Origin of the sequence: Streptomyces sp. AF1A, assembly GCF_047340315.1 — a bacterium.
Classification (GTDB): Bacteria; Actinomycetota; Actinomycetes; order Streptomycetales; family Streptomycetaceae; genus Streptomyces.
This window is the reverse complement of record NZ_JBLEBI010000006.1, coordinates 70439-95906: the sequence shown is the minus strand read 5'-3', so window position 1 is coordinate 95906 and position 25468 is coordinate 70439. Positions and strand designations below refer to the sequence as shown.

General features: G+C 72.7%; 23 protein-coding genes and 1 pseudogene. 17 read left to right on the top strand and 7 right to left on the bottom strand.

The annotated features are described in order from the left end of the window. Positions 1–20: 20 nt before the first annotated feature. Complete coding sequence (locus ACLU3S_RS03725; RefSeq protein WP_413950257.1) at positions 21–977, bottom strand: LLM class F420-dependent oxidoreductase; 957 nt, start codon at positions 975–977, stop codon at positions 21–23. A gap of 367 nt (positions 978–1344) precedes the next feature. On the opposite strand from ACLU3S_RS03725, the gene ACLU3S_RS03720 reads away from it, so the two are divergent. The 10 genes and pseudogenes from ACLU3S_RS03720 (at position 1345) to ACLU3S_RS03675 (ending at position 12461) form a co-directional block, all read left to right on the top strand. Next, positions 1345–1758, top strand: a complete 414-nt coding sequence (locus ACLU3S_RS03720; protein ID WP_413950256.1) for an SseB family protein — start codon at positions 1345–1347, stop codon at positions 1756–1758. Then, positions 1755–2408 carry a hypothetical protein gene (locus ACLU3S_RS03715; protein WP_413950255.1) on the top strand — a complete coding sequence of 218 codons (654 nt, stop codon included), beginning with the start codon at positions 1755–1757 and terminating at the stop codon, positions 2406–2408. Before ACLU3S_RS03720 ends, ACLU3S_RS03715 begins: the two co-directional genes overlap by 4 nt. Before the next feature lie 2 nt (positions 2409–2410). Then, positions 2411–7183: a putative T7SS-secreted protein gene (locus ACLU3S_RS03710; RefSeq protein ID WP_413950254.1), complete on the top strand. Its 4773-nt coding sequence runs from the start codon at positions 2411–2413 to the stop codon at positions 7181–7183. 13 nt (positions 7184–7196) lie between these two features. Next, on the top strand, positions 7197–7949 hold the full coding sequence (locus ACLU3S_RS03705) for a hypothetical protein (protein ID WP_413950253.1): 753 nt from the start codon (positions 7197–7199) through the stop codon (positions 7947–7949). 417 nt (positions 7950–8366) lie between these two features. Next, on the top strand, positions 8367–9209 hold the full coding sequence (locus tag ACLU3S_RS03700) for a hypothetical protein (RefSeq protein WP_413950252.1): 843 nt from the start codon (positions 8367–8369) through the stop codon (positions 9207–9209). 66 nt (positions 9210–9275) lie between these two features. Then, positions 9276–9401 (top strand): annotated as a pseudogene (locus tag ACLU3S_RS03695) (PhnA domain-containing protein); the annotation flags it as partial. A 165-nt stretch (positions 9402–9566) separates the two neighbouring features. Beyond that, positions 9567–9908, top strand: coding sequence for an ArsR/SmtB family transcription factor (locus ACLU3S_RS03690; RefSeq protein WP_413950251.1), 342 nt, complete (start codon positions 9567–9569; stop codon positions 9906–9908). Then, entirely contained in the window at positions 9905–11629 is a 1725-nt protein-coding gene (locus ACLU3S_RS03685) for a SulP family inorganic anion transporter (protein WP_413950250.1), read from the top strand. Before ACLU3S_RS03690 ends, ACLU3S_RS03685 begins: the two co-directional genes overlap by 4 nt. Next, positions 11626–12036 (top strand): pyridoxamine 5'-phosphate oxidase family protein, encoded by a 411-nt coding sequence (locus tag ACLU3S_RS03680; RefSeq protein ID WP_413950249.1) that lies wholly within the window; start codon positions 11626–11628, stop codon positions 12034–12036. Before ACLU3S_RS03685 ends, ACLU3S_RS03680 begins: the two co-directional genes overlap by 4 nt. Further along, on the top strand, positions 12036–12461 hold the full coding sequence (locus tag ACLU3S_RS03675) for an ATP-binding protein (RefSeq protein WP_413950248.1): 426 nt from the start codon (positions 12036–12038) through the stop codon (positions 12459–12461). The genes ACLU3S_RS03680 and ACLU3S_RS03675 overlap by 1 nt, the downstream gene beginning before the upstream one ends. Positions 12462–12595: 134 nt before the next feature. On the opposite strand, the gene ACLU3S_RS03670 is transcribed toward ACLU3S_RS03675, so the two are convergent. Next, on the bottom strand, positions 12596–12787 hold the full coding sequence (locus tag ACLU3S_RS03670) for a hypothetical protein (protein WP_413950247.1): 192 nt from the start codon (positions 12785–12787) through the stop codon (positions 12596–12598). Between the two features lie 212 nt (positions 12788–12999). Between ACLU3S_RS03670 and ACLU3S_RS03665 the strand changes: the two genes are divergently transcribed. The 3 genes from ACLU3S_RS03665 to ACLU3S_RS03655 all read left to right on the top strand — a co-directional run bounded on the left by ACLU3S_RS03665 (position 13000) and on the right by ACLU3S_RS03655 (position 14352). After that, positions 13000–13350 (top strand): ArsR/SmtB family transcription factor, encoded by a 351-nt coding sequence (locus tag ACLU3S_RS03665; RefSeq protein WP_413950246.1) that lies wholly within the window; start codon positions 13000–13002, stop codon positions 13348–13350. A gap of 297 nt (positions 13351–13647) precedes the next feature. Then, positions 13648–14007, top strand: coding sequence for an NADH-quinone oxidoreductase subunit B family protein (locus ACLU3S_RS03660; protein WP_413950245.1), 360 nt, complete (start codon positions 13648–13650; stop codon positions 14005–14007). An 87-nt stretch (positions 14008–14094) separates the two neighbouring features. Continuing rightward, positions 14095–14352 (top strand): ANTAR domain-containing protein, encoded by a 258-nt coding sequence (locus ACLU3S_RS03655; protein WP_413950268.1) that lies wholly within the window; start codon positions 14095–14097, stop codon positions 14350–14352. On the opposite strand, the gene meaB is transcribed toward ACLU3S_RS03655, so the two are convergent. The 4 genes from meaB to ACLU3S_RS03635 all read right to left on the bottom strand — a co-directional run bounded on the left by meaB (position 14273) and on the right by ACLU3S_RS03635 (position 19844). Further along, complete coding sequence (gene meaB / locus ACLU3S_RS03650; RefSeq protein WP_413950244.1) at positions 14273–15268, bottom strand: methylmalonyl Co-A mutase-associated GTPase MeaB; 996 nt, start codon at positions 15266–15268, stop codon at positions 14273–14275. The genes ACLU3S_RS03655 and meaB overlap by 80 nt on opposite strands. A 7-nt stretch (positions 15269–15275) precedes the next feature. Continuing rightward, positions 15276–17450: a methylmalonyl-CoA mutase gene (gene scpA, locus ACLU3S_RS03645; RefSeq protein WP_413950243.1), complete on the bottom strand. Its 2175-nt coding sequence runs from the start codon at positions 17448–17450 to the stop codon at positions 15276–15278. Next, entirely contained in the window at positions 17450–19252 is a 1803-nt protein-coding gene (locus ACLU3S_RS03640; RefSeq protein WP_413950242.1) for a methylmalonyl-CoA mutase family protein, read from the bottom strand. The genes scpA and ACLU3S_RS03640 overlap by 1 nt, the downstream gene beginning before the upstream one ends. A gap of 85 nt (positions 19253–19337) precedes the next feature. Continuing rightward, positions 19338–19844: a MarR family winged helix-turn-helix transcriptional regulator gene (locus tag ACLU3S_RS03635; RefSeq protein ID WP_413950241.1), complete on the bottom strand. Its 507-nt coding sequence runs from the start codon at positions 19842–19844 to the stop codon at positions 19338–19340. 110 nt (positions 19845–19954) lie between these two features. On the opposite strand from ACLU3S_RS03635, the gene ACLU3S_RS03630 reads away from it, so the two are divergent. Then, complete coding sequence (locus ACLU3S_RS03630; RefSeq protein ID WP_413950240.1) at positions 19955–20470, top strand: YceI family protein; 516 nt, start codon at positions 19955–19957, stop codon at positions 20468–20470. Between the two features lie 126 nt (positions 20471–20596). Here the strand turns inward: ACLU3S_RS03630 and ACLU3S_RS03625 are convergent, their stop codons facing one another. Beyond that, on the bottom strand, positions 20597–22384 hold the full coding sequence (locus ACLU3S_RS03625) for a hypothetical protein (protein ID WP_413950239.1): 1788 nt from the start codon (positions 22382–22384) through the stop codon (positions 20597–20599). Positions 22385–22585: 201 nt separating this feature from the next. On the opposite strand from ACLU3S_RS03625, the gene ACLU3S_RS03620 reads away from it, so the two are divergent. The 3 genes from ACLU3S_RS03620 (at position 22586) to ACLU3S_RS03610 (ending at position 25167) form a co-directional block, all read left to right on the top strand. Next, a complete protein-coding gene (locus ACLU3S_RS03620) occupies positions 22586–22975 on the top strand; it encodes a cell division protein SepF (protein WP_413950238.1) in 390 nt (129 codons plus the stop codon). 654 nt (positions 22976–23629) lie between these two features. Beyond that, on the top strand, positions 23630–24826 hold the full coding sequence (locus ACLU3S_RS03615; RefSeq protein ID WP_413950237.1) for an AAA family ATPase: 1197 nt from the start codon (positions 23630–23632) through the stop codon (positions 24824–24826). After that, positions 24823–25167 carry a nucleotide pyrophosphohydrolase gene (locus ACLU3S_RS03610; RefSeq protein ID WP_413950236.1) on the top strand — a complete coding sequence of 115 codons (345 nt, stop codon included), beginning with the start codon at positions 24823–24825 and terminating at the stop codon, positions 25165–25167. The genes ACLU3S_RS03615 and ACLU3S_RS03610 overlap by 4 nt, the downstream gene beginning before the upstream one ends. Positions 25168–25468 lie beyond the last annotated feature (301 nt).

Genomic DNA, 25468 nt, shown 5'->3' with positions numbered 1-25468 from the left:
GGATCCACCACCTCGCGCGATCAGTCCCGCAGCCTCGGCAGGACCTTGGTGCGGTAGAAGTCGAAGAAGCCCTGCTGGTCCTTGCCGATCTGGCTCACGTACACGCCGTCGAATCCCGCGTCGACGAACGCGGACAGTGCCTCGGCGTGGGCGTCCGGATCGTCGCCGCACGGCACCGACCCGGCCACCTGCTCCTCGGTGACCAGCTGCGACGCCTGCTCGAAGTGGCTCGGGGTGGGCAGGACCTGCGCGAGTTCGCCGGGCAGTTGCTCGGTGGCCCACAGCCGGTGTGCGGTGCGGACCGCCTCCCGTTCGTCCGTCCCCCAGCAGACCTTGAGGCCGCCGTAGACCGGCTTGGCGCCGCCGCCTCCGCGCCGGAAACGCTCCACCAGGGACACGTCCGGCATCATCGTGACCAGCCCGTCGCCGATACGCGCGGCGACCTCGGCGGCCTGCGGGCCGAAGGCCGAGACGTCGATCGGTACCGGTTGGTCGGGCAGCGTGTACAGGCGGGCGTTCTCCACGGTGTAGTGCTTGCCGTGGTGGCTGGTCTGTTCGCCGGTGAACAGCTGCCGGATGATCTGGAGGGCCTCCTCCAGCATCTCCATCCGTACCGCTGACTCCGGCCAGACCGTGCCGAGGATGTGTTCGTTGAGCGCCTCGCCGGTGCCCACTCCCAGCCGGAAGCGCCCGCCCAGCTGTACCGCGCTGGTCGCGGCCGCCTGGGCGACCACGGCGGGGTGCGTCCGTACGAGCGGGCAGGTCACCGCCGTCTCCACGGGTAGCGAGACCGCCTGGGACAGGGCGCCGATCACCGACCACACGAACGGGCTCTGCGCTTGGCTGTCGTTCCACGGGTGGTAGTGGTCCGATATCCACAGCGACTCGAAGCCGGCCTGTTCGGCCATGCGCGCCTGCTCGACGAGTTCCGCCGGGCGATGCTCCTCACACGCGAGGAAGTATCCGAAGCCGGTCATCGTGCCTCCTGGAACCGCGGGTCGCTCGGGGGTGACCGCAACCGAGTACCCGCCGGCCACGAGCTTGCGCATGGCGCCGGAAGAAGAAGGGGCGCGGGGGCGAACACGCACACCAGGCGCAGGTCCTCGTCCGGATGAGGCGAACGCCCGAAACGTCTTGTTCACCGCCGCCGCAGCACCCCTCGGCCGCTTCTTCTCGACCGGCTCGACCGGCTCGACCTCGAACAACCCATCCATGCCCGCCCTGCATGCCGTGATCGTTGCCGCACGCACTCCCGCTGTTGCGCACGGCCCCGCAGAACCGCCCGTGTGTTCGCGCGCGTCCTGATCTGCGGTGCCACGAGTCGCCGATGACCGGGGAGGAAGCGTGCAGCAGCCGAAGACAGTGCTCGCCCAGCGCATCGCCGAGCGGAGGAGGGGAGGCGACGACCCCCGCGCTCTGGTGGGTGAGATGCGCCGTTCGGTCCTCCTGGTGCCGTTGGCCGACGGAGGGTTGTGGTCGGTGCGCGGGGGCGGGGTGCGGTGGGTCTGCGGGTTCACCGACGAGGCCGCTCTGGCCCGGTTCGCCCGCCACCACGCGCCCGCTGACCAGCCGGTGGACTACGCGGCCCTGCGGGGCGCGCGCATCGTCGACGAGATCGTGCCGGCTCTGGGCGAGCCCGCCGGCCTCGCCGTCGACATCGCCACCGAGGACGGCGCGATGTTCTTCCCGCCGGTCGCCGGAATCGTCCCCGAAGCGGTCGCCGTCGACGCCGGACCGAGGGGAGAGGCGCGGTCATGAGCGGCGACGGCAAGGACCTGCGGCTGGACAAGGAGTCCGTCGCCAAGTTCACGCAGGGCCTGGGGACGACCATCGACCAGCTCGGCGACCTCGGCGGCGCCACCGGTTCCGTCATGGGAAAGGGCTTCTCGGAGCTGGCCATGACGGGGATGGAGGCCGGACACCACGGCCTGTCGGTCGACTTCGAGGACTTCTGCGAGTCCTGGGAGTGGGGCGTGCGCGCCCTGGTCCGGGACGCCAGCGAGATCGCGAACCGGCTCGGCCTGGCGGCCGGCACCCTGTGGGAGGAGGACCAGTACGTCGCCGGCTCGCTGAAGGTGGGCGCCAACTCCCTGTTCGGCGGCAACCCGCACGCCAGTGAGGAGGAGATCGCCGAGCAGGGCTGGGGCGACATCTTCACTCCGGACTACCTGCACCCCGACTACAGCCCCGAGTCGTTCGACAAGGCCGGGCACGACATGGCGCAGACCTGGAAGGACACCGGCCGCACCGTGCTCACCGAAGGCCAGGGCGGCCGGCAGTCGGAGCTGCTGAACAAGGCGTTCGGCATCTCCGACGACCAGTGGAACCAGGCGCTGGACGACACCTTCGGACCGTCGCCCGAAGAGCGCGCGCAGCAGCAACAGCAGGGTGAGTCCGGGGGGAACTGACCGTGGGTATCGGCGACTTCATCAGTGACATCACGCCCGACTCGGTCGAGGACAGGATCGAGGACGGCGTCGAGTGGGTGGGCGACCGGGTCGAGGACGCGGGCAACTGGACCGCCGACCGGTTGCAGGACGTCGGCTGGGAGTCCGGCGCCGACTGGGTGCGCCAGCAGTCCCGTTCGGTCGCCAACCGGCTGGGCGCCGAGGTCGACGAGATGGACCTCGGGCAGACCGAGGACAAGACCAAGCTGATCTACGGCAGCCCGAGCAAGATCAACGCCGTCGCCGCGAAGCTTCGCGGCTTCGAGTCGGCCTTCAACGAGACCGGCGACGGTCTCAGGGGCCTCGACACCTCCCGGCTCAAGGGCGAGGCGGCCGACGCGCTGCGCACCACCATCGGAAAGCAGCCGCACAGGTGGTACACGGCGGGAGAGGCCTGCGTCAAGGCGATCAGTGCGCTGGAGTCGTTCGCCGACACGGTCACCTGGGCCCAAGGTCAGGCGCAGACGGCGATCGACAAGTGGAAGGCGGGCGTCAAGGCGTCCGAGGACGCCGCCGACGCCCACCGCAGGAAGGTCGACGCCTACAACAAGGCCGTCGACCGCTACAACGCCCAGCCCGCCGACAAGCGGGACCCGTCCTCGCTCCCGGCACGCCCCGCCGAGACGTTCGACGATCCCGGCAAGAAGCTGATGAAGGACGCGCAGGACATCCTGGCCGAGGCCCGCAAGCAGCGGAACTCGGCCGCGGAGACCGCGCGCTCCGCGGTACGCGCCGCCCGCGCCATGGCCCCGAAGAAGCCCTCCTACGCCGAGCAGTTGCGCGACGGCTACGGCGAACTGCAGATCATGCAGGACCACGTGGGCGGGGGTCTCATCAAGGGCACCGCCGGGATCGTGAACTTCGTCCGCAGCGTCGACCCCATGGACCCGTACAACCTCACGCACCCGGCCGAGTACGCCACGTCCCTCAACAGCCTGGCCGCCGGCCTCGTCGTGGCCGCCAACGACCCCGTCGGCACCGGCACCCAGATGGTCAAGGACTTCATGAAGGACCCGGCCGAGGGTTTCGGCCGGCTGATCCCCGACATCGTGCTGACCGTGGCCACCGACGGCGGCGGCGCCGCGGTCAAGGGCGTGCGCATCGCCGAGGACGCGTCCGAGGCCTCGAAGGTGCGCAGGCTCGTGGACGACGTCGACGAAGGGACCCACGCGCGCCCGGACGGGAAGCGCCTCACCGACGGCTCCGACCCGGTGGACCTCGCCACCGGCCGGATGTTCCTGCCCCAGACCGACGTGGAGATCCCCGGCATCCTGCCGCTGGTCTTCACCCGGCGCACCGAGTCGGGCCTCGCGACCGGCCGCTTCCTGGGCCCGTCGTGGACATCCACGGTCGACGAGCGGCTGGAGGTCGACGCCGTCGGCGTCGTCCACGCCACCGCCGACGGCCTTCTGATCACGTACCCGCACCCGGTCCCCGGCGCCCCCACCCGGCCGGACTCCGGCGGCGGGCGTACCCTGCTCGCCCGCGACGCCGACGGCGACTACACCCTGACCGACCCCGACTCGGGCCTGGTCCGGCACTTCACGGCCCCGCCCGGCGTCGAACCCGGCGGCGACGGCACCGCCTGGCTGTCCGGCCTCGGCGAACGGGGCGGGCACACCGTCACGGTGGACCGTGCGGACGACGGACTGCCCCTGGCCCTCGTCCACTCCGCGGGCCACCGGGTCCGGCTGACCACCGCCGACGGGCGGGTGACCGCGCTCTGCCTGGTCGGCGGCGGCGAGGACGGCGCGGACCTGCCGCTGGTGCGCTACGACTACGGCGACGAGACCGGCGACCTCACCACCGTCACCCGCCCCTCCGGTGCCGCCACCGCCTTCCACTACGACGAACGCCACCGCGTCATCGCCTGGATCGACTCCAACAACCGCCGCTACGACTACGTCTACGACGACCTGGACCGGGTCGTCGCCGAGGGCGGTGAGGCGGGCCACGTCCAGATCACCCTGAGGTACACCGGACCCGACCCCGAGACCGGCCACCGCACCACCACGCTCACCACCGCCGACGGCCGCCGCACCCGGCACCTGATCGGCCCGCACTGCCGGATCCTGGCCACCACCGACGCGCTCGGCCACACCACCCGCTTCCGCCACGACCCGAACGGCAACCTGCTGTCCCGCACGGACCCGCTCGGCGCCACCACGGCCTTCACCTACGACGACGAGGGCCGCCTGATCTCGGCCGTACGCCCGGACGGCTCCGAACTGCGCATCGTACGCGGCCCGTTCGGGCTGCCGACGGAGGTCGTCGGGCCGGACGGCGCCCGCACCACGTACACCTACGACGAGCGCGGCAACCGCACCGCGTGCACCGACCCGGCCGGACACACCACCCGCACCACCTACGACGACGCGGGCCGTCCCACCTCGGTCACCGACGCCCTCGGGAACACCACCCATGTGACGTGCGACGCGGCGGGGCGGATCGTGGCCGTGACCGACCCGTCCGGCGCCACCACCCGCACCGAGCGGGACGGGCTCGGCCGCCCGGTCCGGGTGACCGACCCCATGGGCGGCGTCATCCGCCTGCAGTGGAACGCGGACGGCCTGCTCGCCCGCCGCACCGGCCCGGACGGCGCGAGCGAGTCGTGGAGCTACGACGGCGAGGGCAACTGCACGGCCCACACCGACGCCGCCGGAGCCGTCACCCGCCACGAATACACCCACTTCGACCTCCCGCTCGCCACCACGCGCCCCGACGGCGCCCGTTACGAGTTCGAGCACGACGCCGACCTGCGCCTCACCCGCGTCACCGGCCCCCAGGGGCTGAGCTGGACGTACGAGTACGACGCGGTCGGCAACATCGTCTCCGAGACCGACTTCGACGGGCGCACCCTGGCCTACCGTGTGGACGCCGCCGGCCGCCTCACCGCCCGGACCGACGCCCTCGGCACAACCGTCTCCTTCGAGCGCGACCCACTCGGCCAGGTGGTCGCCAAGACCGTCGACGGCCGGGTGACGACCTACGCGTACGACCGGGCGGGCCGCCTCCTGGAGGCGGTCGGACCGGACAGCGAACTGCGCTACCAGTACGACCGCCGCGGGCTGGTCAAGACGGAACTGGTGGACGGCCGCCCGATGCTCTACTCCTACGACGGCCTGGGACGGCGTGTCCGCCGCACCACCCCCACCGGCCACGTCACCTCCTACGCCTACGACGCCGACGGGCTCCCCGCACGGCTGACCACCGGCGGCCGGCCGGTCGACTTCACCCACGACGCCGCCGGCCGCGAACTGGCCCGCGCCTTCGGTGACGCGCTCACCGTGACGTCGGCCTGGGACGAGGCCGGCCGGCTCGCCGCGCAGCACGTCACCGCCGGAGCCCACGCCGTCAACAGCCGTGCCTACGCCTACCGCGTCGACGGCCACCTGCTGTCCGTCGCGGATCGGCTCTCCGGGACCCGCACGTTCGACCTGGACCCGATGGGCCGCGTCACCGCCGTCCACGCGCCGGGCTGGACGGAGCGCTACGCGTACGACGACGCCGGCAACCAGACGTCCGCCTCCTGGCCCGACCGTCATCCCGGCACCGAAGCGGTGGGCCCCCGCTCGTACGACGGCACCCGTGTCATCCGCGCCGGGGACGTCCGCTTCGAGTACGACGCCCTCGGCCGGGTCACCCTGCGGCAGAAGAGGCGCCTGTCGCGCAAGCCCGACACCTGGCGCTACGCGTGGGACACCGAGAACCGCCTCACCTCCGTCAGCACCCCGGACGGCACCCGGTGGCGCTACCGCTACGATCCGCTGGGCCGCCGCACGGCGAAGCAGCGTCTCGCGGCCGACGGCGAGAGCGTGGTCGAGGAGGTCCGCTTCACCTGGGACGGACTCACCCTGTGCGAGCAGACCAGCCACCGCCCGGACCTCCCGCACACCGTCGTCCTCAGCTGGGACCATCGGGACGTCGTCCCCCTCGCCCAGACGGAGCGCATCCTGACGGCCGACAGCCGGCAGCAGGAGATCGACCGGCGGTTCTTCGCCATCGCCACCGATCTGATCGGCACACCCACCGAACTCATCGACGAGACGGGCGGCATCGCCTGGCGCAGCCGCAGCACTCTCTGGGGCACCACCGCCTGGGCCCGGGACAGCGACGCCTACACCCCGCTCCGCTTCCCGGGCCAGTACTACGACCCGGAGACCGGCCTCCACTACAACCTCTTCCGCCACTACGACCCCGAGACCGGCCGCTACACCTCCCCGGACCCGCTGGGCCTCGCCCCCGCGTCCAATCCCCTCGGTTACGTGGACAACCCGTACGCCGGGTGCGACCCGCTGGGGCTGATGCCCAAGTACACGAGGGAGGAGAAGGCGCAGAAGCGGATCGACAAGATCCTCGACGACGTGGCCGACCGGGCGCGGAACGGTGAGATGAACAAGCACGCCAAGTACCACGGGGACACGCGCCACGGCTTCACCGACGAACGGGTCCTGGAGATCCTGAAGGAGCCCGATGCCGTGTACCAGTCATCGGGTCAGGCAGGGAACTTCATCTACCGGAAGGGCAACGACATCGCCGTGGTCTACGGGCCCGGTTCCAAGCAAGGCCAGGTCATCACGGCCTACGGAGAGTCGGGCATCAAGGGTGAGTCGGGCGCCAAGGCCCTCGGTGGCAGTCCGACGGACCCCGGCGCCCCGGTGACCCACGAGGACATCGTGCAGGGCAGGATTCCCACCGAGGACGGCTACCTCGCACCGGCGAAGCAGATCAGATGAGGCACGAATGACCATGAAACTGTCTTTCGACGGCGGCTGGCGCGCGACGGTCACGGACGATCCGCTGCGCGTCACCCCTCGCTTCACAGGCAACTCCGTGGACGTCGTGCGGTACGCGGACGTGGAGGAGCGCGAGCGGTTCCTCGCGAACACCTTCGGCAGCCAGGACCGGTTGTGGGACTCGCCCGACGTCCTGCGGTTCGACCGGGTGAGCCGGAAGCTGGTCGGGGCCGAGTTCCAGATGCCGTACGTCTCCGCGTCCGCCGAGACCTCCGTCCGTGTTCCGGTCATGCCCCCGGTGCGCCCGGGTGGGCTCCGCGCGGACGAAGTCCGGGACTTCCGGCACGAGATGTGCACGGTGCTGTGCCGCGTTCCCGGGGACACCGTGCTGATCTGTCTGCGCGACCTCGACGTCCTCGACGAGCCGGTGGAGGCCTGTGTCGGCATCGCCCCCGACGTGGCGCTCCTGGTCCAGGACGCCACCGTTGTCGGCTGGCGTCTCACCGACCCCGCACGGTATCTGACCACCACGTACGCCGACCCCGACCCCAGCCCTCCGTCGCCTGCGACCCGCCGGCTGCTGACCGAGTGCGTGGACCTGCTGACCCCGCCGGTGGTCGACGACCTCGTGGACGGCGAGCCGGCCGCCGTGGCCCGCCTTCGGGCGGCCGACGAGGCACTGCGTGCCCAGCGCGAGGACCGGCACCGCGCCGACGCCCTCCTCTCGCTCATCGGCACCATGGTGAAGGACTACGGGAGTCGGTGACCCAGGAGCCGTGACGGTGCTCCCAGCGGTTGCCTGCGGGCAGGACGTGAGGGTGGCCGGGGAGGAGGCCGTGGTCGCTGTCCGCCCGGTTCGGCTTGGCGGAAAGCGCCGATGGGCAGGACCGTGACGCTCGTGTGACGCTCCGGGTGTCCGCCAGGCCGCTCAATGCGGCTGACACCCGCGGTGGCCTGCGATGATGCGACACCCGCCTTCCGTGACGTGCGCTCCGTGTCGTCTTCGGGTCGGTGCGCGCCGCAGGGCCCGGTCACGACCGCCAGGTCAGCGTTGCCTCGCCACCGGCGCCTCGCTGCTCCGGCACCCGCACGCGGCGATCGGGGTGTCCCCGGGCCCGCTGAACGTTCCGGCCCGCCCGCGCGTCGCAGGACCGTACACAGCACACGGGAACAGGGGTGGGACATGCGCGGAGGGCTGCCGGCGGTGGCGGTGCTGACGGTCGTGGCGATGGCGGGGTGCGGCGGCGCGCCCCGCCCGGACCTGGTGGTGAGGGGCACCCCGCCGGCCTCCCCGTACGGCGGGCCGCTGTACGTACCGGCCAAGGAGACCGGCGCGAGCGGATCCGGCGCGCTGCGCCTGGCCTCCGGCGCGGCGGGCCGGGCGCTGGAGTGCGACGGGCAGATCTTCGACGGCTCGGGACCCGACGGCTGGAGTGAGCGGGAGGGCGGCAGGACCCCGCAGGACGGCCTGCGGCTCTTCTTCGACATGGTCCAGCCGGGCCTGCCCGACCAGGGCTGGCGCGTGGAACGCCGGGCGGGGGACCGGGTGTTGTACTCCTACGATGTCGGAGGCCGGACCAAGGCCGCCGTCGTGGTCGCCAAGGACCAGAAGGGGCGGCCGGGTTGGGGACCGGAGACGAACGCCTCCTGCGACCCCGCCGAGTTCCCCGCCGCGTTCGCGGCAGCCCAGGGCTGGGAGGTGTGGACGGACCGGCACGGCAGGCGGGTGCCGGTGAGCCGGCTGACCAGCTCCGTCGGCGCCGAGCACTGCGGCTGGCAGTCCGCCCACTTCCTCGACCTGGACGGGACGACCTACGCCCGCGACCCCGACGGCGCGCTCGGCGAGGAGCTGCTCACCGCGCCGTACCGCGGCCACGTCCGGATGCCCGACGGCGCCCGCGACACCGGATACCGCTACCGCGACCGGCGCCTGTGGCTCACCCCCGACCGGGCCACGGCCTACGTCCGTACCTCCGGCGGCGTCGAGGCATGGCCCCGGCTGAAGAAGGGGGTCGGCTGCCAGTGAGCCGGGCGCCTCACCCGGCGTGGTGCACCGGCCGACCGCCGACGCAGGTGAGGCTACGCGGGTTTCATCAAGGCCGGGACCAAGGTGCGCAACATCCGGCTGGTCGACGGGGTCGACGGCCACGACGTCGACTGCAAGGTCGAGGGCTTCGGGGCGATGCAGCTGAGGTCCAGCGTGGTCAAGAAGGCCTGATCCGGCCGGCCCCTGTACGGCGGGGGCGTCGGCGCCGTAGTCTCCTGCGGAATTGCAAATTTTCGCAATTGGTTAGATGCTATGTTGGCTGTGTTCGCAGGTAGCCGCGGACACAGCCTTTCGCGTCCGCCTCCGACGAGGTGCTTGCAGGGAAACCGAGGGGCCGTGTCCGTTCCGCTGTACCAGGCCAAGGCCGAGTTCTTCCGGATGCTGGGGCATCCCGTGCGGATCCGCGTGCTGGAGCTGTTGCAGGCCGGACCGATGCCGGTGCGGGACCTGCTCGCCGCCATCGCGGTGGAGCCCTCCGGCCTGTCGCAGCACTTGGCGGTGCTGCGCCGCTCCGGGCTCGTCACCTCGGCACGCGAGGGCTCGTCCGTCGTCTACACGTTGGCGGGCGGGGACGTGGCCGACCTGATGAAGGCCGCCCGGCGCATCCTCACCGAGTTGCTGGCCGGACGGAACGAGCTGCTGGCAGAGCTGCGGGAGGCCGAGGTGGCCGGGCGATGACCTCGGCGTTCAGCGGAGCGCGGGGCCGGCTGGTGGCGCTGCTGCCCGGCCGTGCCGACCTCGCCGACATGCGGCGGGACCCGCGCCGGGACCTGCTGGCCGGTCTGACCGTCGCCATCGTGGCGCTGCCGCTCGCGCTCGGCTTCGGGGTTTCCTCCGGGCTGGGCGCCGAGGCGGGTCTGGCGACCGCCGTGGTCGCGGGCGCGTTCGCCGCGCTGTTCGGCGGGTCGAATGTGCAGGTGTCCGGCCCGACCGGCGCGATGACGGTCGTCCTCGTGCCGATCGTCGGCCGGTACGGGCCGACCGGGGTGCTCACCGTCGGCCTGATGGCGGGGATCATGCTCGTCGCCCTGGCCGCGGTGCGGGCCGGGAAGTACATGCAGTACGTGCCCGCGCCGGTCGTCGAGGGCTTCACCCTCGGCATCGCCTGCGTGATCGGCCTGCAGCAGGTCCCGAACGCGCTCGGGGTGCCCAAGCCCGAGGGTGACCGCGTCCTGGTGGTGGCCTGGCGGGCGGTGGCGGAGTTCGCGACATCCCCGAACTGGACCGCCCTCGGCGTCGCGGTCGCGGTGGCCGCGCTCATGCTGGCCGGCGCGCGGTGGCGGCCGACCGTCCCCTTCTCCATCCTCGCCGTGATCGCGGCCACCCTCGTCGCACAGGCGGCTCATCTGGACGCGGCGACCCCGATCGGCGACCTGCCTGCCGGGCTGCCCGCGCCTTCCCTGGCCTTTCTCGACCTCGGTTCGCTGGGGACGCTGGTCGCCCCGGCGGTGGCGGTTGCCGCGCTCGCCGCGCTGGAGTCCCTGCTGTCCGCGTCCGTCGCCGACGGCATGACGGTGGGCCGGCGGCACGACCCGGACCGTGAACTGTTCGGCCAAGGGCTCGCGAACATCGCCGCGCCTCTCTTCGGCGGTGTGCCCGCGACCGGTGCGATCGCCCGCACCGCGGTCAACGTCCGTACCGGCGCCGGCTCGCGGCTGGCCGCGCTCACCCACGCCGCGATCCTCGCCGTGATCGTCTTCGCGGCGGCGCCGCTCGTCTCGAAGATCCCGCTCGCCGCGCTGGCGGGCGTGCTGCTGGCCACCGCGATCCGCATGGTCGAGGTCGGCTCGCTGAAGGCGATGGCCGGGGCTACCCGCTCCGACGCGCTGATCCTCCTCCTCACCGCCGCCGCCACCTTGGCGCTGGACCTGGTCTACGCCGTGATCATCGGCCTGGTCGTGGCAGGCGCCCTCGCGCTGCGTGCCGTGGCCAAGCAGGCCCGCTTCGACAAGGTGCCGCTGGACCGGGGCGACCACAGCGCCGAGGAGCACGCGCTGCTGGCCGAGCACATCGTGGCCTACCGCATCGACGGTCCGCTGTTCTTCGCCGCCGCCCACCGCTTCCTGATGGAGCTGACAGAGGTGGCGGACGTCCGGGTCGTGATCCTGCGCATGTCCCGGGTGTCGACCATGGACGCGACCGGCGCCCTGGTCCTCAAGGACGCGGTGGACAAGCTCAACCGGCGCGGCATCGTGGTCATGGCCTCCGGCATACGGCCCGGTCAACGCCGGGCCCTCGAATCGGTGGGGACGCTGGACCTGCTCCGTCCGAACGGCCGGGAGTACGCCACCACGCCGGAGGCGATCAAGGCTGCCCGGGACCAACTGGAAATGGCGGGTGTCCTGCCCGCAGTCCCCGCGCAGAAGAGCCACGACCTCAGTGAGGAAGCAGCGCGATGAGCACCACTCCGGCGAGCCTGCGCATGGTCGAGGTCTCCGGCGCAGAGGCCCTGTGGCTCCTGCAGGGCAGCAGCCTGGGACGGCTGGTGTTCCAGCAGCGCGAGTCGACCGTCGTACGGCCCGCCAGACACGTGTGGGAGTACGGGCGGCTGACCGTGCGCGCCCCCGTCCGGACGGCAGGGGTTCCGGCGACGGTGACGTACCACGTGGACGAGATCCGCGCGGAGCCCGGCACCGGCTGGACGGTGACCGTCCACGGCCCCGCCGACGTCCTCAGCGACACGGCCGAGTCGGCCCACTACCGTCGTACGCTGCCCGGCTGGGCGCACGGCCCGCACGACGCGATCGTGCGCATCCATCCTCGGACGGTCGGCGGTTTCCGCCTCACCCGGGGCTCGGAGGGCTGATGCCGAAACCGCTCGAGGTGCTGCCGTACCGGCATGTGCTCACCATGCCCACGGAACCGTCCGCCGTCCGCGTGGCTCGCGAGACGGCCGAGCAGGTGCTGGTGGAGTGGGGGATCGGGTTGCGTCACCCCGCCGTCGACCCCGCGCTGCTGATCCTCGCCGAGCTGGTCACCAACAGTGTCCGGCACGCCGCCGCCCTCTCTCCGACGGTGACCGTGATCTACGCGGCGGACGCGGACTGCCTGGCCTTCGCCGTCCACGACCGACACCCCCGCCGGCCTGCGCTGTGCGCGGCCGCGACCGGCGCAGGGACCGGCGGGCTGGGCACCGTCATGGAACTCGTCCTCGGCCTGGGCGGCACCGCCACGGTACGGGCCGACGCCGACGGGGAAGGCAAGAGCATCCGGATCAGCCTGCCTCTGTGATCGGACCGCGACCCCGACGGGCCACCCGCACAAGGGAGTTCAGCCTATGACCATCGACTGGCGCTACACCGTCGAGGAGAACCTCGGCGTCCTCTCCGTCGCCGGCTACCTCGGCCCCGACGCCGTCCGCCGCTTCACCGGCGCCATCGGATGGGGGGCTCGGCGGTGCGCGGGGGTGTGCCGCCGAAGGACAGCTTCAGCAGCCGGCCGGTGCCGCAGAGCGGGCATCCGCCGTTCGGGCCGACGGCGGCGGGACGGCACGTGGGACCGCAAGCGGGGCACTTCAGCCAGGTGATGCCGACGCCGTGCAGGGGGGTGACCCTCACGCAAACCTCCTCCCAGGATCTCAGTAATTGCTAATCTTAGCAATTACTGAGGTCATCGCCGTTGGATGCGACGGCGTCCGTCCTCCGCCCGGATTCGGTCCGGCCGGGGCCGCAGGCGAGGATGGCCGCATGTTGTCGACGAGTGGGTGGATGCGATGCGCCGAGGTCCGGCCGGTGGGGCCGTACTGCTGTACCGGGGAGGTGATGGCCAGGTGAGCATGCCGCTGTACCAACTGAAGGCCGAGTTCTTCAAGACCCTCGGTCATCCGGCCCGTATCCGGGTCCTGGAGCTGTTGAGCGAGCGCGAGCACGCGGTCTCCGAGATGCTGCCCGAGGTGGGCATCGAGCCCGCCCATCTCTCCCAGCAGCTCGCGGTGCTGCGCCGGGCGAACCTGGTGGTGACCCGCAAGGAGGGCTCGACCGTGTACTACTCGCTCACCAGCCCGTATGTCGCCGAGCTGCTGCGGGTGGCCCGCACCATCCTCTCCGGCGTCCTGGCCGGCCAGGCCGAACTCCTCGCCGACCTGCAGGCCGCACAGCAGGAGGCGAAGCCGCCGTCGTGACGACGGCCCTTGACCGGCGGCCGTCTCCCGGGAGAGTTCAGCGGTCCGTGACGACGGGAGACGACCGCCTCCACCGCGATCCACCGCAAGGGCAAGGCGTCGTAAAAGTGCCGTAACTCCGTCCGCGGGAGATTCCGTTGGCTACCCGCGGACAGACCTCACCGTCTCAGGGAGGGTTCATGGGACTGCTGCGCAAGATCCGTGCCACCGGGCGGGTGGCCGAGCCGCCACCGCCGCGGCCCGAGGGCGATGTCCCGGCCCAAGCGGGAGTTGGGCGGGTCGGTGCAGGTGCGGTGCGTGGACGCGGGTTCCTGCAACGGCTGCGAGATCGAGATCGCGGCGGCCTTCAGCCCGGTGTACGACGCCGAGCGCTACGGCGCCCGGCTGGTGGCCTCCCCCCGGCACGCGGACGTGGCGCTGGTGACGGGGCCGGTGACGCGGAACATGGCCGAGCCGCCGCGGCGCACGGTGGCCGCGATGGCGGAGCCGCGGCTGGTGGTCGCGGTGGGGGACTGCGCGATCAACTGCGGTGAGTTCGCGGGTGGTTACGGTGTCGAGGGCGCGGTCGGCGATGTCGTACCGGTGGATCTGGCGGTGCCCGGGTGCCGGGGTGCCCGCCGGAGCCGGAGCGGATCGTGGCGGCGCTCAGGAGAGTGACCGGACGGTGAGCGTGATCCCTGCTGGCCGCTCCTCAAACTCAAGGCCGCCTCTGGTTCGTCCACAAGGGCGTACGAACACGACCGGATCAGGGCCCACTTCGCCGACCAGGACATCGGTGAGGCGATGGGCACCCTCACGGACAGCCACCACCTCATCGAGGACCAGGCCGTCGACGTGCTGCGCCGCTTCTCCCGGGAGCACAGCGTCGAGCTCCGGGAGGCGGCCCGCCGCATCCGCGGACGCGGCGGGCCCGACCAGCCGTTCACCGGCCGGTCGTACGACCCTCGAACGCCGCAAGGATGCGTTCCGCCGCCAGCGTCGCGGTCAACCGGCCCTCCCTGACCTGCCGTTCGAGGTCCGGTGCCGTCTCGCGCACCGCCGGGTCGGCGTGCAGCCGGCCGAGCAGCTCGTCGCGGACCATCGCCCACGTCCAGTCGACCTGCTGGTCTCGCCGCTTGGCGGTGAGCCGCCCGGTGGAGTCGAGCAGCGCGCGGTGCCGCTCCAGCCGCTCCCACACCGTGTCCAGCCCCGTCGACTCGCGGGCGCTGCAGTGCAGCACCGGCGGAGTCCAGAAGGCGTCCTTGCCGTGCATCAGCCGCAGCGCGCCCGCCAGTTCCCGGGCGGCGGCCCGCGCGTCCCGTTCGTGCGGACCGTCCGCCTTGTTGACGGCGATCACGTCGGCCAGTTCCAGGACGCCCTTCTTGATGCCCTGCAGCTGGTCGCCGGTGCGGGCCAGGGTGAGCAGGAGGAAGGAGTCGACCATGTCGGCCACCGCCGTCTCCGACTGGCCGACGCCGACGGTTTCGACGAGGATCACGTCGTAGCCCGCGGCCTCCATCACCACCATCGACTCCCGGGTGGCCTTGGCGACCCCGCCCAGCGTGCCCGCGCTGGGGGAGGGCCGCACGAAGGCGTTCGGGTCCACCGCGAGCCGGTCCATCCTCGTCTTGTCGCCCAGGATGGAACCGCCGGTGCGGGTCGAGGACGGGTCGACGGCGAGCACGGCGACCCGGTGGCCCAGCGAGGTCAGCATGGTGCCGAACGCGTCGATGAAGGTCGACTTGCCGACACCCGGCACCCCGCTCACGCCGATCCGCCGCGCCCGGCCGCTGTGCGGGAGCAGCTCGGTGAGCAACTCCTGCGCCAGCGCCCGGTGCTGCGGCCGGGTGGACTCGACGAGCGTGATGGCCCGGGCCACCAGGGCCCGCTTCCCGTCGAGCACACCCTTCACATACGTGTCGAGATCGATCGCGGCCATCGCGGCGCTACAGCTCGTGGCCGAGGTCGGCGGACAGCCGCTTCACCAGGTCGTAGGCCGCGTCCGGGATCACCGTGCCGGGCAGGAACACCTCCGCCGCGCCCATCTCCCGCAGCGTCGGCACGTCCTGCGGCGGGATCACCCCGCCGACCACGATCATGATGTCCCCGCGGCCCTCCTCGGCGAGCTTCTCCCGCAGCGCCGGGACGAGCGTGAGGTGACCGGCGGCCAGCGACGACACGCCGACGACGTGCACGTCCGCCTCGACCGCCTGCCGGGCGACCTCCTCCGGCGTCTGGAACAGCGGGCCGACGTCGACGTCGAAGCCGAGGTCGGCGAAGCCCGTGGCGATCACCTTCTGGCCGCGGTCGTGGCCGTCCTGGCCCATCTTGGCGACCAGGATCCGCGGACGGCGCCCCTCGGCCTCCTCGAAGGCGTCCACCAGGGCCCGGGTGCGGTCCACGGACGGGGAGCTACCTGTCTCGTTGCGGTACACACCGGAAATCGTACGGATCTGGCTCGCGTGCCGGCCGTACACCTTCTCCAGGGCGTCGGAGATCTCGCCCACGGTCGCCTTCGCGCGGGCCGCGCGGACGGCCAGCTCCAGCAGGTTCTCGGTGCCGTCGGCGGCCCGGGTCAGCGCGTCCAGGGCGTCCTGGCAGGCCTGCTCGTCGCGCTCCGCGCGCAGCCGCCGCAGCTTCTCGATCTGCTGGGCGCGCACGGCGGAGTTGTCGACCTTCAGGACCTCGATCTGCTCGTCGCTGTCGACGCGGTACTTGTTGACGCCGATGACCGGCTGGCGCCCGGAGTCGATGCGGGCCTGCGTCCGCGCGGCCGCCTCCTCCACCCGGAGCTTGGGGATGCCGGCGTCGATGGCCTGCGCCATGCCGCCGGCCTGCTCGACCTCCTGGATGTGCGCCCAGGCCTTGCGGGCGAGGTCGTACGTCAGCCGCTCCACGTAGGCGCTGCCGCCCCACGGGTCGATGACCCGGGTGGTGCCCGACTCCTGCTGGATGAGCAGCTGGGTGTTGCGGGCGATGCGGGCCGAGAAGTCGGTCGGCAGGGCGAGCGCCTCGTCGAGGGCGTTGGTGTGCAGCGACTGGGTGTGGCCCTGGGTCGCCGCCATCGCCTCCACGGCCGTGCGCGTGACGTTGTTGAACACGTCCTGCGCGGTCAGCGACCAGCCGGAGGTCTGCGAATGGGTGCGCAGGGAGAGGGACTTGGCGTTCTTCGGCTCGAACCCGCTCACCAGCTTGGCCCACAGCAGGCGGGCCGCGCGGAGCTTGGCGACCTCCATGAAGAAGTTCATGCCGATCGCCCAGAAGAACGACAGGCGGGGCGCGAACGCGTCCACGTCCAGGCCCGCCTCCCGGCCCGCCCGGATGTACTCCACGCCGTCCGCGAGCGTGTACGCCAGCTCCAGGTCGGCCGTCGCGCCCGCCTCCTGGATGTGGTAGCCGGAGATCGAGATGGAGTTGTAGCGCGGCATCCGCTGCGAGGTGTACGCGAAGATGTCGGAGATGATCCGCATCGAGGGCTTGGGCGGATAGATGTAGGTGTTGCGGACCATGAACTCCTTCAGAATGTCGTTCTGAATGGTTCCGGCCAGCTTCTCGGGCGGTACGCCCTGTTCCTCCGCCGCCACGATGTACAGCGCGAGCACCGGCAGCACGGCGCCGTTCATCGTCATCGACACCGTCATCCGGTCCAGCGGGATCCCGTCGAACAGCTGCCGCATGTCGTAGATGGAGTCGATGGCCACGCCCGCCATGCCGACGTCACCGGTCACGCGCGGGTGGTCGCTGTCGTAACCGCGGTGCGTGGGCAGGTCGAAGGCGACCGACAGGCCCTTCTGGCCGGCCGCCAGGTTGCGCCGGTAGAAGGCGTTGGACTCCTCGGCGGTGGAGAAGCCCGCGTACTGGCGGATCGTCCAGGGCTGGTTGACGTACATCGTGGGGTACGGGCCGCGCAGGTACGGCGCGATGCCCGGGTAGGTGTCCAGGAAGTCCAGGCCCTCCAGGTCACGGCCGGTGTACAGCGGCTTGACCCCGATGCCCTCCGGGGTCTCCCACAGCGGCTCCTCGGCCCCGGTCGCCCGCTTGACGGCCGTACGCCACTCCTCGGCGCTGCCGCCGGCCACCGGGGTCCCCAGCTCGATGCCGGAGAAGTCGGGGATTCCCATCAGGACACTCCCATGCGGTCGAGGGTCGCGGACAGCACATCCACCGCGTCGCAGCCCGCGAAGACGTACGAGTCGATGCCGGCGTGGTCGGCCGGACGCCCCGCCAGGAACACGTGCCGGGCCCCGGCCGCGCGCAGCGACTCGGCGGCCTGTTCGGCCTGTTCGGCGTACCGGGCGTCGCTGGAGCACAGCACGGCCTCGGTGGCGCCGCTGTCCTCGAAGCAGCCCTCGGTGACCGGCTCGATGCCGCCCGCCTGGAAGAGGTTGGAGGCGAAGGTGGCGCGGGCGGTGTACTCCGCGGCCGAGCCGAGCGTGGCGAGGAAGATCCGGGGGCGGGCGCCGGTCGCCGCGAGGTGGGCGTCGGAGCGGGCGCGCAGTTCCTCGTACGCCTCGTCCCTGCGCACCCGCGGCAGTCCGCCGGACGGCGGTTCGGGCGCGGGCTCGCGCACCACGGGCTTCTCGGCGAGCAGCGGGAACTCGCTGACGCCCGTGATGGGTTCGCGCCGCCTGGCGAGCCGCTTGGAGCGTTCGGCCCAGGTCGTCGCGAGGTCGGTGCGCAGCCGGCCGGAGCGCAGCACGGCCGCCTGGCCGCCGTCGCGCTCGATGGTGCGGAAGAACTCCCAGGCCGCCTGGGCGAGTTGGTCGGTCAGCGCCTCGACGTACCAGGAGCCGCCCGCCGGGTCGATGACCCGGGCCAGATGGGACTCCTCGATGAGGATCGTGGAGGTGTTGCGGGCGATGCGCCGGGCGAACGCGTCGGGCAGGCCGAGCGCGTGGTCGAACGGCAGCACGGTCACGGAGTCCGCGCCGCCGACCCCGGCGGCGAGCGTCGCCACCGTCGTGCGCAGCATGTTGACCCACGGGTCGCGGCGGCTCATCATCACCGGCGAGGTCACCACGTGCTGCACCTGCGCGCCCGGGGCGTCGCAGACCTCGGCGACGCGGGCCCACAGCCGGCGCGCGGCGCGCAGCTTGGCGATGGTGAGGAACTGGTCGGCGGTGGCCGCGTAGCGGAACTCCAGCTGTCCCGCCGCCTGTTCCACGCCCAGCCCGGCCTCGGTCAGCTCGCGCAGGTAGGCCACGCCGGTGGCGAGCGAGGCGCCCAGCTCCTGCGCGGCCGAGCCGCCCGCCTCGTGGTACGGCAGCGCGTCCACGGTCAGCGCGCGCAGGCCCGGGTACCGCTCGGCACAGCGTGCGGCCAGCGCGGCGCTCGGCGCGAAGTCCAGGGCCGCGCCGGTGCGGGCCTCGTACCCGAGCGGGTCGGCGCCGAGGTTGCCGCGCGCGGCCTTCGGGTCGACGCCCTTGTCCTGGTACAGCCGCAGCAGCGCCTCGGCGGCCTCGGCGGTGTCCCGGCCGGCGTCCAGGACGACGGGTGCCAGGTCGAGGTAGACGCCCTCCAGCGCCCGGCCGAGGCCGTCGACCGGGATGCCGCCCTCGCCCAGCACCAGCCACAGCGAGGTGCCGCCGTTCTCCAGGTCGGCCAGGACCGCGTTCTCGGTGAGGGCGGTGTGCCGCTGCCGCACGTCCCAGCCGCCCGCGGTGTTGCCCTCGGGGCGGCTGCCCCGCACGAAGGGCGCGAAGCCGGGCAGGCCGGGGTCGGGCGCGGCGTCGCGCGCGGTGTACAGGGGGCGGGTGCGCAGCCCGTCCTCCAGCGTGGTGGACAGGGCGTCCTCGACTGCCGCGCCCGAGACTTCCTTGCCCGACTTGCGCAGCACACCCTCCACCAGGCGTTGCCACTGCTCGTGCGTCGCGTCAGGGAACTCGGCGGCCAGTGAGAGCCCGTCGTCAGGCAGGACCGTCATGGCTCGGATGCTAGGGCAGCACGCTAAAGGGAACGCAGGGCGGGGGCTGTGAGGTTTCTCCCCTTGCGGTTGTGACCTGCGCCTCTCAGCCGTCGGCCGACTCGGTTTCGAGCCCCGGGACCAGTGCGCACAGGGCCGCGCGCTGGTCGGAACCCATCGAGTCGGAGAGTGCCTGCCGCACGGTTCCGGCGAGCCGGACGGACGTCTCCCGCAGCAGGTCGCGGGCCTTGTCGGTGAGCGCGACCTCGACACCCCGCTTGTCGCCGCACACCGACCTGCGGGTGACGAGACCGGCCCGCTGCAGGCAGGCGATCTGGTAGGTGAGCCGGGTCTTGGGGCGGCCGAGGAGGCCGGCGACCTGGGTCATGCGCAGCCCGGTGCGGGGCTGTTCGGCCAGCAGACACAGGATCAGGAACTCGTCGTGGGAGACGTCGAGGGTCTCCTTCACGGCCGACCGCAGGCGCTGCTCGACCGCGCCCGTCGCCGACAGCAGGACCAGCCAGGCCCGCAGTTCGTCCGGAAGCAGCCCGCCACCGCTCCCCGGGAAGGGGCATTCGGGCTGGTCGGCGGGGTGCGCGGCGGAGGCGGACATGGCTCGATTCTACCCGTGGTCCACATTTGGACCGCTTGGTTGTCCATATTTGGATGAGCGGCTAGCGTGAGGTCATCCAAATTTGAATCACTGAACTCGGGAGTACGACCATGACCGTCACCGTGGAGACAGGCCTCTGGCAGCTCGACCCGGCCGCGTCCACCGTCGGACTGCGGCACCGGACGTTCTGGGGCCTGGTCACCGTCAAGGGCACGTTCACCGGCGTCGCCGGCTCGGGTGAGGTCCGGCCCGACGGCTCGGCCGCCGGCACGGTCACCCTGGACGCGGCCTCCCTGGACACGAAGAACGCCAAGCGGGACACCCACCTGCGCTCCGCCGACTTCTTCGACGCCGACAACCACCCCGAGGTCACCTTCGCCGTGAGCGGGGCCGAGCGGGTCGACGGCGACCAGGTCCGGGTGACCGGTCAGCTGACCGTGCGCGGCGTCTCCCGGCCCCTGTCCGTCACCGCGCGCCTGACCGACGCGACGGACGCCGCGCTCACCCTGGAGACCGAGTTCACCGTGGACCGCGAGCAGTTCGGCATGGGCTGGAACCAGCTGGGCATGATGGGCGGACTCACCACGGTGACGGCCGCGCTGCGCTTCACGCGGGGGCCGGCGTGACCTGTCGTGTCACGTGTGTGCGGGGGTGACCTGTCGTGTCAGGTGTGTGTCTGCGGGACCCGTCGCTTCACGTGTGCGCCGGGGGTGACCCGTCGCCTCACGTGCGGGCCGGCGTGACCCGTCCGGTCAGCCCTCGACGCCCAGGTCCGACGGCCGCAGATCCCGGGTGGAGAGCGTCTGCGGGGTCGCCGTGAAGGCGCGCAGCCGCAGCGGGGTGCCCGCCTGGAGGGGCACGGAGAAGTGCCCGGAGGGGGCCCGGAGTTCGACGGTCGCCGTGGTGTGCGCGGGGATCGTGGCCGGGCCGCGCACCTGGGTCCAGTACCGTCGCATGCCCTGACTCGTGGTGATCATGTAGTGCGGGGTGAGCGCGTCGCCGCCGGTGTTGGTCACCCGCAGGGTCAGCCTGGACACCGTGTGCGCCGAGGTCCGCCGGGCCGCCGTGACGTCCATGCGCAGCGGGGGCCGGCCGGTCACCGCGAGGGTCGCGCTCACCAGTGCGGGCATGACCAGCACGACCACCGCGGCGGCCAGCGCCGGCCGGCGGCGCGGACCGGACAGCCGGCGGGGCCGGGGCTGCCACGCGCGGGAGAACTCCGTCAGGGGCGCGGTGACCGCCGCCGCCAGCCACAGCGGGGTCATCATCAGGTAGTAGCCGTCCTGGGAGCGGGTCGCCAGGTAGAAGGCGCACCAGGGCAGCACCGTCGCGGCCGGCCCGAGCCGCCGTACGAACAGCACGAACAGGGCCAGCAGGGCCGCGGCGAGCAGCACGCTCGCGCGGCCGTACCAGTCCAGCCGGTCGCTGCCGTGGGTGAAGTACAGGGAGACGTCGACCAGGCCCTGGCCGTGCAGCACCGCGCCCTGGATCAGCGGCAGGGCGATGCCCTGGAGCCACGGGCCGGGCTGGCTCACCATGAAGTACGTGTTGATGAGCAGCCAGACGAGGACGGCGATCCCGGCGATCCGCAGCACCACCCGCGCCGCCTCCCGGCCGCCCAGCTCGCCACGGCGCACCGCGTAGATCCCGGCCAGCAGGAACGGAGCCACGAACCACGGCAGTTGCTGCGCCGCGCACGCCGCGCCCAGGCAGGCGGCCCGCGCGATCCCGGACGCGCCGAGCCGGCCCCCGGCCCCGAGCCGGGGCCAGCGCACCACCACCGGCACCAGCAGGACCAGGGCGATGATCGCCGGGTAGCCCTGGCGCGCGTACATCGGGATGAAGCCGAAGCCCAGGCAGACCATCGTGGCCGCCGAGCGCCACGGCGCCGGGAGCAGCCGCCACAGCACGGCCGTGCCGACGATCAGCACGGCCGTCACCGCCGCCGTGGCCGGCGCGCCGGCGTGGCCCAGCCACAGGAAGGGCGCGGTGAGCAGCGGCGCCAGCGGGGGATAGCCGTAGGTGAAGTCGTAGCCGCCGGTCGTCGTCGCGGTCAGGGCGACGCCCTTGAGGCGGAACAGCCACGGCCACTGCTGCCCGTAGACGGCGTGCCCGTGCACCAGCTCCTTCGCGGCCTGCGTGGTGAGTACGGCCTCGTCGCCGCCGGCGTGGTTCAGCGCCCATGTGCACAGGGTGAGCGCGATCGCGGTCACCAGGACCACCAGGTCCAGGCGGGCCAGCGAGCGCGCCCGGCGGACGGTCAGGGCGAGGACGCCCGTCACCAGGATGGAGGCGTAGCAGACGGAGATGATCCCGGCCAGGACCAGCCGGTGCGTGGCCGCCTGCGTCCACACCGAGCGTGTGCCGATGAACAGGCTGACGTCCGCGAGCAGCGTCAGCACGCGGTGCCACTGAGCGGGGCTCCCGGGGGCCTCCGCACGCGGCCCCGGGACCGCGGACACCGCCGGGTGGGTCCGCCGGCCGGGTGTCACCTGCTGTGTTTGTGCCAACGTCACGCCACGGGACGGTATCGGCGGCATGTGAGCGGTTAGTGGCGCGACGTGAAGAGTCCGGTATGAGGGCGGTAAGAAACGGGCGTATTCGTACATGTGCCCCAAGAGGTGCCGGAGGACGTGGCGCCGGAGAGGTCGCGGATCGTGTCGCTGTTGGGCCGAACGGGTGACTTGGCGTAAGAATTGGCCGATGCAGGCATCGAGTGCGAGTCAGGGTTGGGGGAGCCGGTGAGCCGTTACGACGTCACCGATGAGCAGTGGGAAGGGCTCGCCCAGGTCGTGCCGCTGCGGGGCCGGGACGCCTGGCCGTCGGCGGTGAACCACCGCTCGCTGCCGGACGCCGAGACCGAGACCAGGCGCCGGTTCGTGGTCCTGCGCGTCAACGTCTTCGCGGACGCCCGCGAGGTCGCCGAGACCCTCATGGCGGGGGCGCCGGTCCTGCTCGACCTCTCCGGCGCCGAGACCGAGGTCGCCAAGCGCGTCCTCGACTTCAGCACAGGCGTCGTCTTCGGCCTGGGCAGCGGCATGCACCGCGTCGAACGCAACGTCTTCCTCCTCACCCCGCCGGGCACGGAGGTCAGCGGCCTGATGGAGGGCGCGGGGGCCTCCGGCGGTTGAGCCGGGGGCGTGCGGTGGCCTCCGGCTGTTGAGCCGGGGGCGTGAGGTGGCCGAGCGGTGGGCCGAGGCGGCTCGTACCTGTCGGCCGGAGGGCATCAATCCGGTGCCGGCCGGGCTGCTGCCTCGGCGCGCTGCGGGGCGTCGGGTGCGAGGGCGGGCAGGCGCGCGTCGCCTGCTTGACCCGGGTGCGGGTTGAGAGGCCGGGGCCAAGAGCAGGGGGTCGAGGCGGCTCGTAGCCGCCGACCGCAGGACATCGTTCCGGTGCCGGCCGGCCGGCTGCCGCGTCCGCTTTGCCTGCTGCGGTGCGCCGGGTGTGAGGGCGGGGAGGCGTGAGCCGTCTGCTCGTCCTGGATGCGGGTGGAAAGCCGCCGGGGCCTGCGGTGTTCGGGTGGGGGCGCGGTGCGCTGCGGGTGCCGAGGGCAGGGCACGGGTCTTGTGCCGGCCCGCTCGCCGCACCTGCCGGTCGCGCGATGCCGGGTGCGCGGTCGGGGAGGGGCGAGCCGCCCGTTCGTCCCCGGTGCGTGTGTGGGGGGCGGCCCGGTGTCACTCGGGTGAGTGGTGCCGGGTGCGGTCGTGTCCGTTCGGGACCCCGATCGTGGGAAGGCTCGGGCGGGAAAACGGTTCGGCGGGTCGGCGGAGGCCTACCGTCCGGGCATGGCCGTGCCTTCCGTGTCCGCCGAGCCTCCGGCGGCCGACGCTTCCGCCGGGACCGTACCCGTCCAGTCCCGCGGGCCCCTCGACATGCGCGCCCGGATCACCGAGCTGCGGTTGTCCGCCTTCGCCGGGCACCGGCGCGCCGGGTTCCCGCTGGGGCCCGTCACGGTGTTCGCCGGGCCGAGCGGCGCGGGCAAGTCCACCGCGCTCGCCGCGTACGAGGCGCTCGCCCGGCTGGGCGGCGGCGCCCCTCTCGTGGAGGCGTTCCCGAACCCGGCCGGCTGTGTGCCGGAGCGGGCCCGCCCGGACGCCGACGGCCGGCGCGGCTTCCGGATCGGGTGCACGGCCGACGGCGCCGAGGGACCCGTACGGCTCGACATCGCCGTACAGGCCGAGCCCCAGTTGCGGATCGTGGGCGAACGGCTGACCGCCGGCGGGGTCGTTCTCCTGGAGACCGCCCTGCGCGACCCCGGACGCAGCACGGTGCAGGCCGCCTGGCACACCGGGGGCTCCGCTCCGGTGACGCGCGCCCCACTCCCGGACGACCGCCTCGGCACCGCCCTGCTGCCCCTGCGCGTGGCCGGCAAGACCGACGGGCAGCGCCAGGTGCTGGCCGCGGCCGAGCAGATGGTCGTCGCCCTGCGCTCGGTCTTCTCCTGCGACCCGCGCCCCGACTGCATGCGCACGCCCGTCCCCACGGGCTCGGGCCGGCTGCTGCCCGCCTGCGACAACCTCGCCGACGTCCTGTGGCGCACCCGCGCGGAGTGCGCCCGTCGGCACGCACTGCTGGTCGAGGCGCTGGGCGCGGGCTGCGCCGGGCCCGTCGCCGACCTGGTCGCCGAGCCGCAGGGCGACGGCACGGTCCGGGCACTGCTCGACCGCGGCGACGGCTCCCGCACCGAGGTGGCCCGGCTCGGCGACGGTGAACTCCGCTACCTCGCGCTGACCCTGGTCCTGCTGACCGGACCCGGCGTCCTGGACGTGGACGCCCCCGGCGAGGTGCCCGACGCCCTGCGCACCCTCACCGTCCTCGCCGACGGCTTCGACCGCGCGCTCGACCCGTCGCAGCGCCGGGCACTGCTGCGGCTGGCGTCCCGGATGAGCGAGCGCGGGCACATCCGCTGTGTGGCCGCGGTGAGCGACGCCTCCTGGGTCGGCGGAACCGAGGGCGTCACAGTGGTACACCTGAACCCGTGACGGAACAGCCCGACCTGCCCCGACTCCAGCGCAGACTCGCCGAGTTCGCGGCCGCGCGGAACTGGCAGCCCTACCACACGCCCAAGAACCTCGCCGCCGCCCTCAGCGTGGAGGCCTCCGAACTGGTCGAGATCTTCCAGTGGCTGACCCCGGAGGAGTCCACCCGGGTGATGGACGACCCCGGCACCGCGCATCGCGTCACCGACGAGGTCGCCGACGTCCTCGCCTATCTGCTGCAGTTCTGCGAGGTGCTGGGCATCGACCCGCTGGCCGCTCTGTCCGCCAAGATCGACCGCAACGAACGGCGCTTCCCGCTCCCGGGCTCCGCGGACCCCGGCTGACGCCCGGCCCCGCACTGCCACCCCGGCCTGCGGACGGACGCGACAGCGCGGGCCACTGCGCCAACCGACCGGACGACGAAGGAACGCCGCCCACCCCAACGCCGCGCCCGCCAGCGCACGAGACGGCGCCCGTCCCCGCGCCGCGCCGGACGCACACCGCTCCCCCCGACACCGCGCCCGCACTCGCGGACGCACGCCGATCCACCCGCACCCCACGGCAACCGGCGCGCACCGCTCCCCCTCGCGGACGCACGCCGGTTCCCCCACGCCCCACGCCAACCAGCGGACGGAACTGCTCCGT

Bases quoted from the DNA above. Each gene is read 5' to 3' on its own strand.
- ACLU3S_RS03725 (WP_413950257.1), bottom strand. From the start codon at position 977: ATGACCGGCTTCGGATACTTCCTCGCGTGTGAGGAGCATCGCCCGGCG.
- ACLU3S_RS03715 (WP_413950255.1), top strand. From the start codon at position 1,755: ATGAGCGGCGACGGCAAGGACCTGCGGCTGGACAAGGAGTCCGTCGCC.
- ACLU3S_RS03705 (WP_413950253.1), top strand. From the start codon at position 7,197: ATGAAACTGTCTTTCGACGGCGGCTGGCGCGCGACGGTCACGGACGAT.
- ACLU3S_RS03700 (WP_413950252.1), top strand. From the start codon at position 8,367: ATGCGCGGAGGGCTGCCGGCGGTGGCGGTGCTGACGGTCGTGGCGATG.
- ACLU3S_RS03685 (WP_413950250.1), top strand. From the start codon at position 9,905: ATGACCTCGGCGTTCAGCGGAGCGCGGGGCCGGCTGGTGGCGCTGCTG.
- ACLU3S_RS03680 (WP_413950249.1), top strand. From the start codon at position 11,626: ATGAGCACCACTCCGGCGAGCCTGCGCATGGTCGAGGTCTCCGGCGCA.
- ACLU3S_RS03675 (WP_413950248.1), top strand. From the start codon at position 12,036: ATGCCGAAACCGCTCGAGGTGCTGCCGTACCGGCATGTGCTCACCATG.
- meaB (WP_413950244.1), bottom strand. From the start codon at position 15,268: ATGGCCGCGATCGATCTCGACACGTATGTGAAGGGTGTGCTCGACGGG.
- scpA (WP_413950243.1), bottom strand. From the start codon at position 17,450: ATGGGAATCCCCGACTTCTCCGGCATCGAGCTGGGGACCCCGGTGGCC.
- ACLU3S_RS03640 (WP_413950242.1), bottom strand. From the start codon at position 19,252: ATGACGGTCCTGCCTGACGACGGGCTCTCACTGGCCGCCGAGTTCCCT.
- ACLU3S_RS03635 (WP_413950241.1), bottom strand. From the start codon at position 19,844: ATGTCCGCCTCCGCCGCGCACCCCGCCGACCAGCCCGAATGCCCCTTC.
- ACLU3S_RS03630 (WP_413950240.1), top strand. From the start codon at position 19,955: ATGACCGTCACCGTGGAGACAGGCCTCTGGCAGCTCGACCCGGCCGCG.
- ACLU3S_RS03625 (WP_413950239.1), bottom strand. From the start codon at position 22,384: ATGCCGCCGATACCGTCCCGTGGCGTGACGTTGGCACAAACACAGCAG.
- ACLU3S_RS03615 (WP_413950237.1), top strand. From the start codon at position 23,630: ATGGCCGTGCCTTCCGTGTCCGCCGAGCCTCCGGCGGCCGACGCTTCC.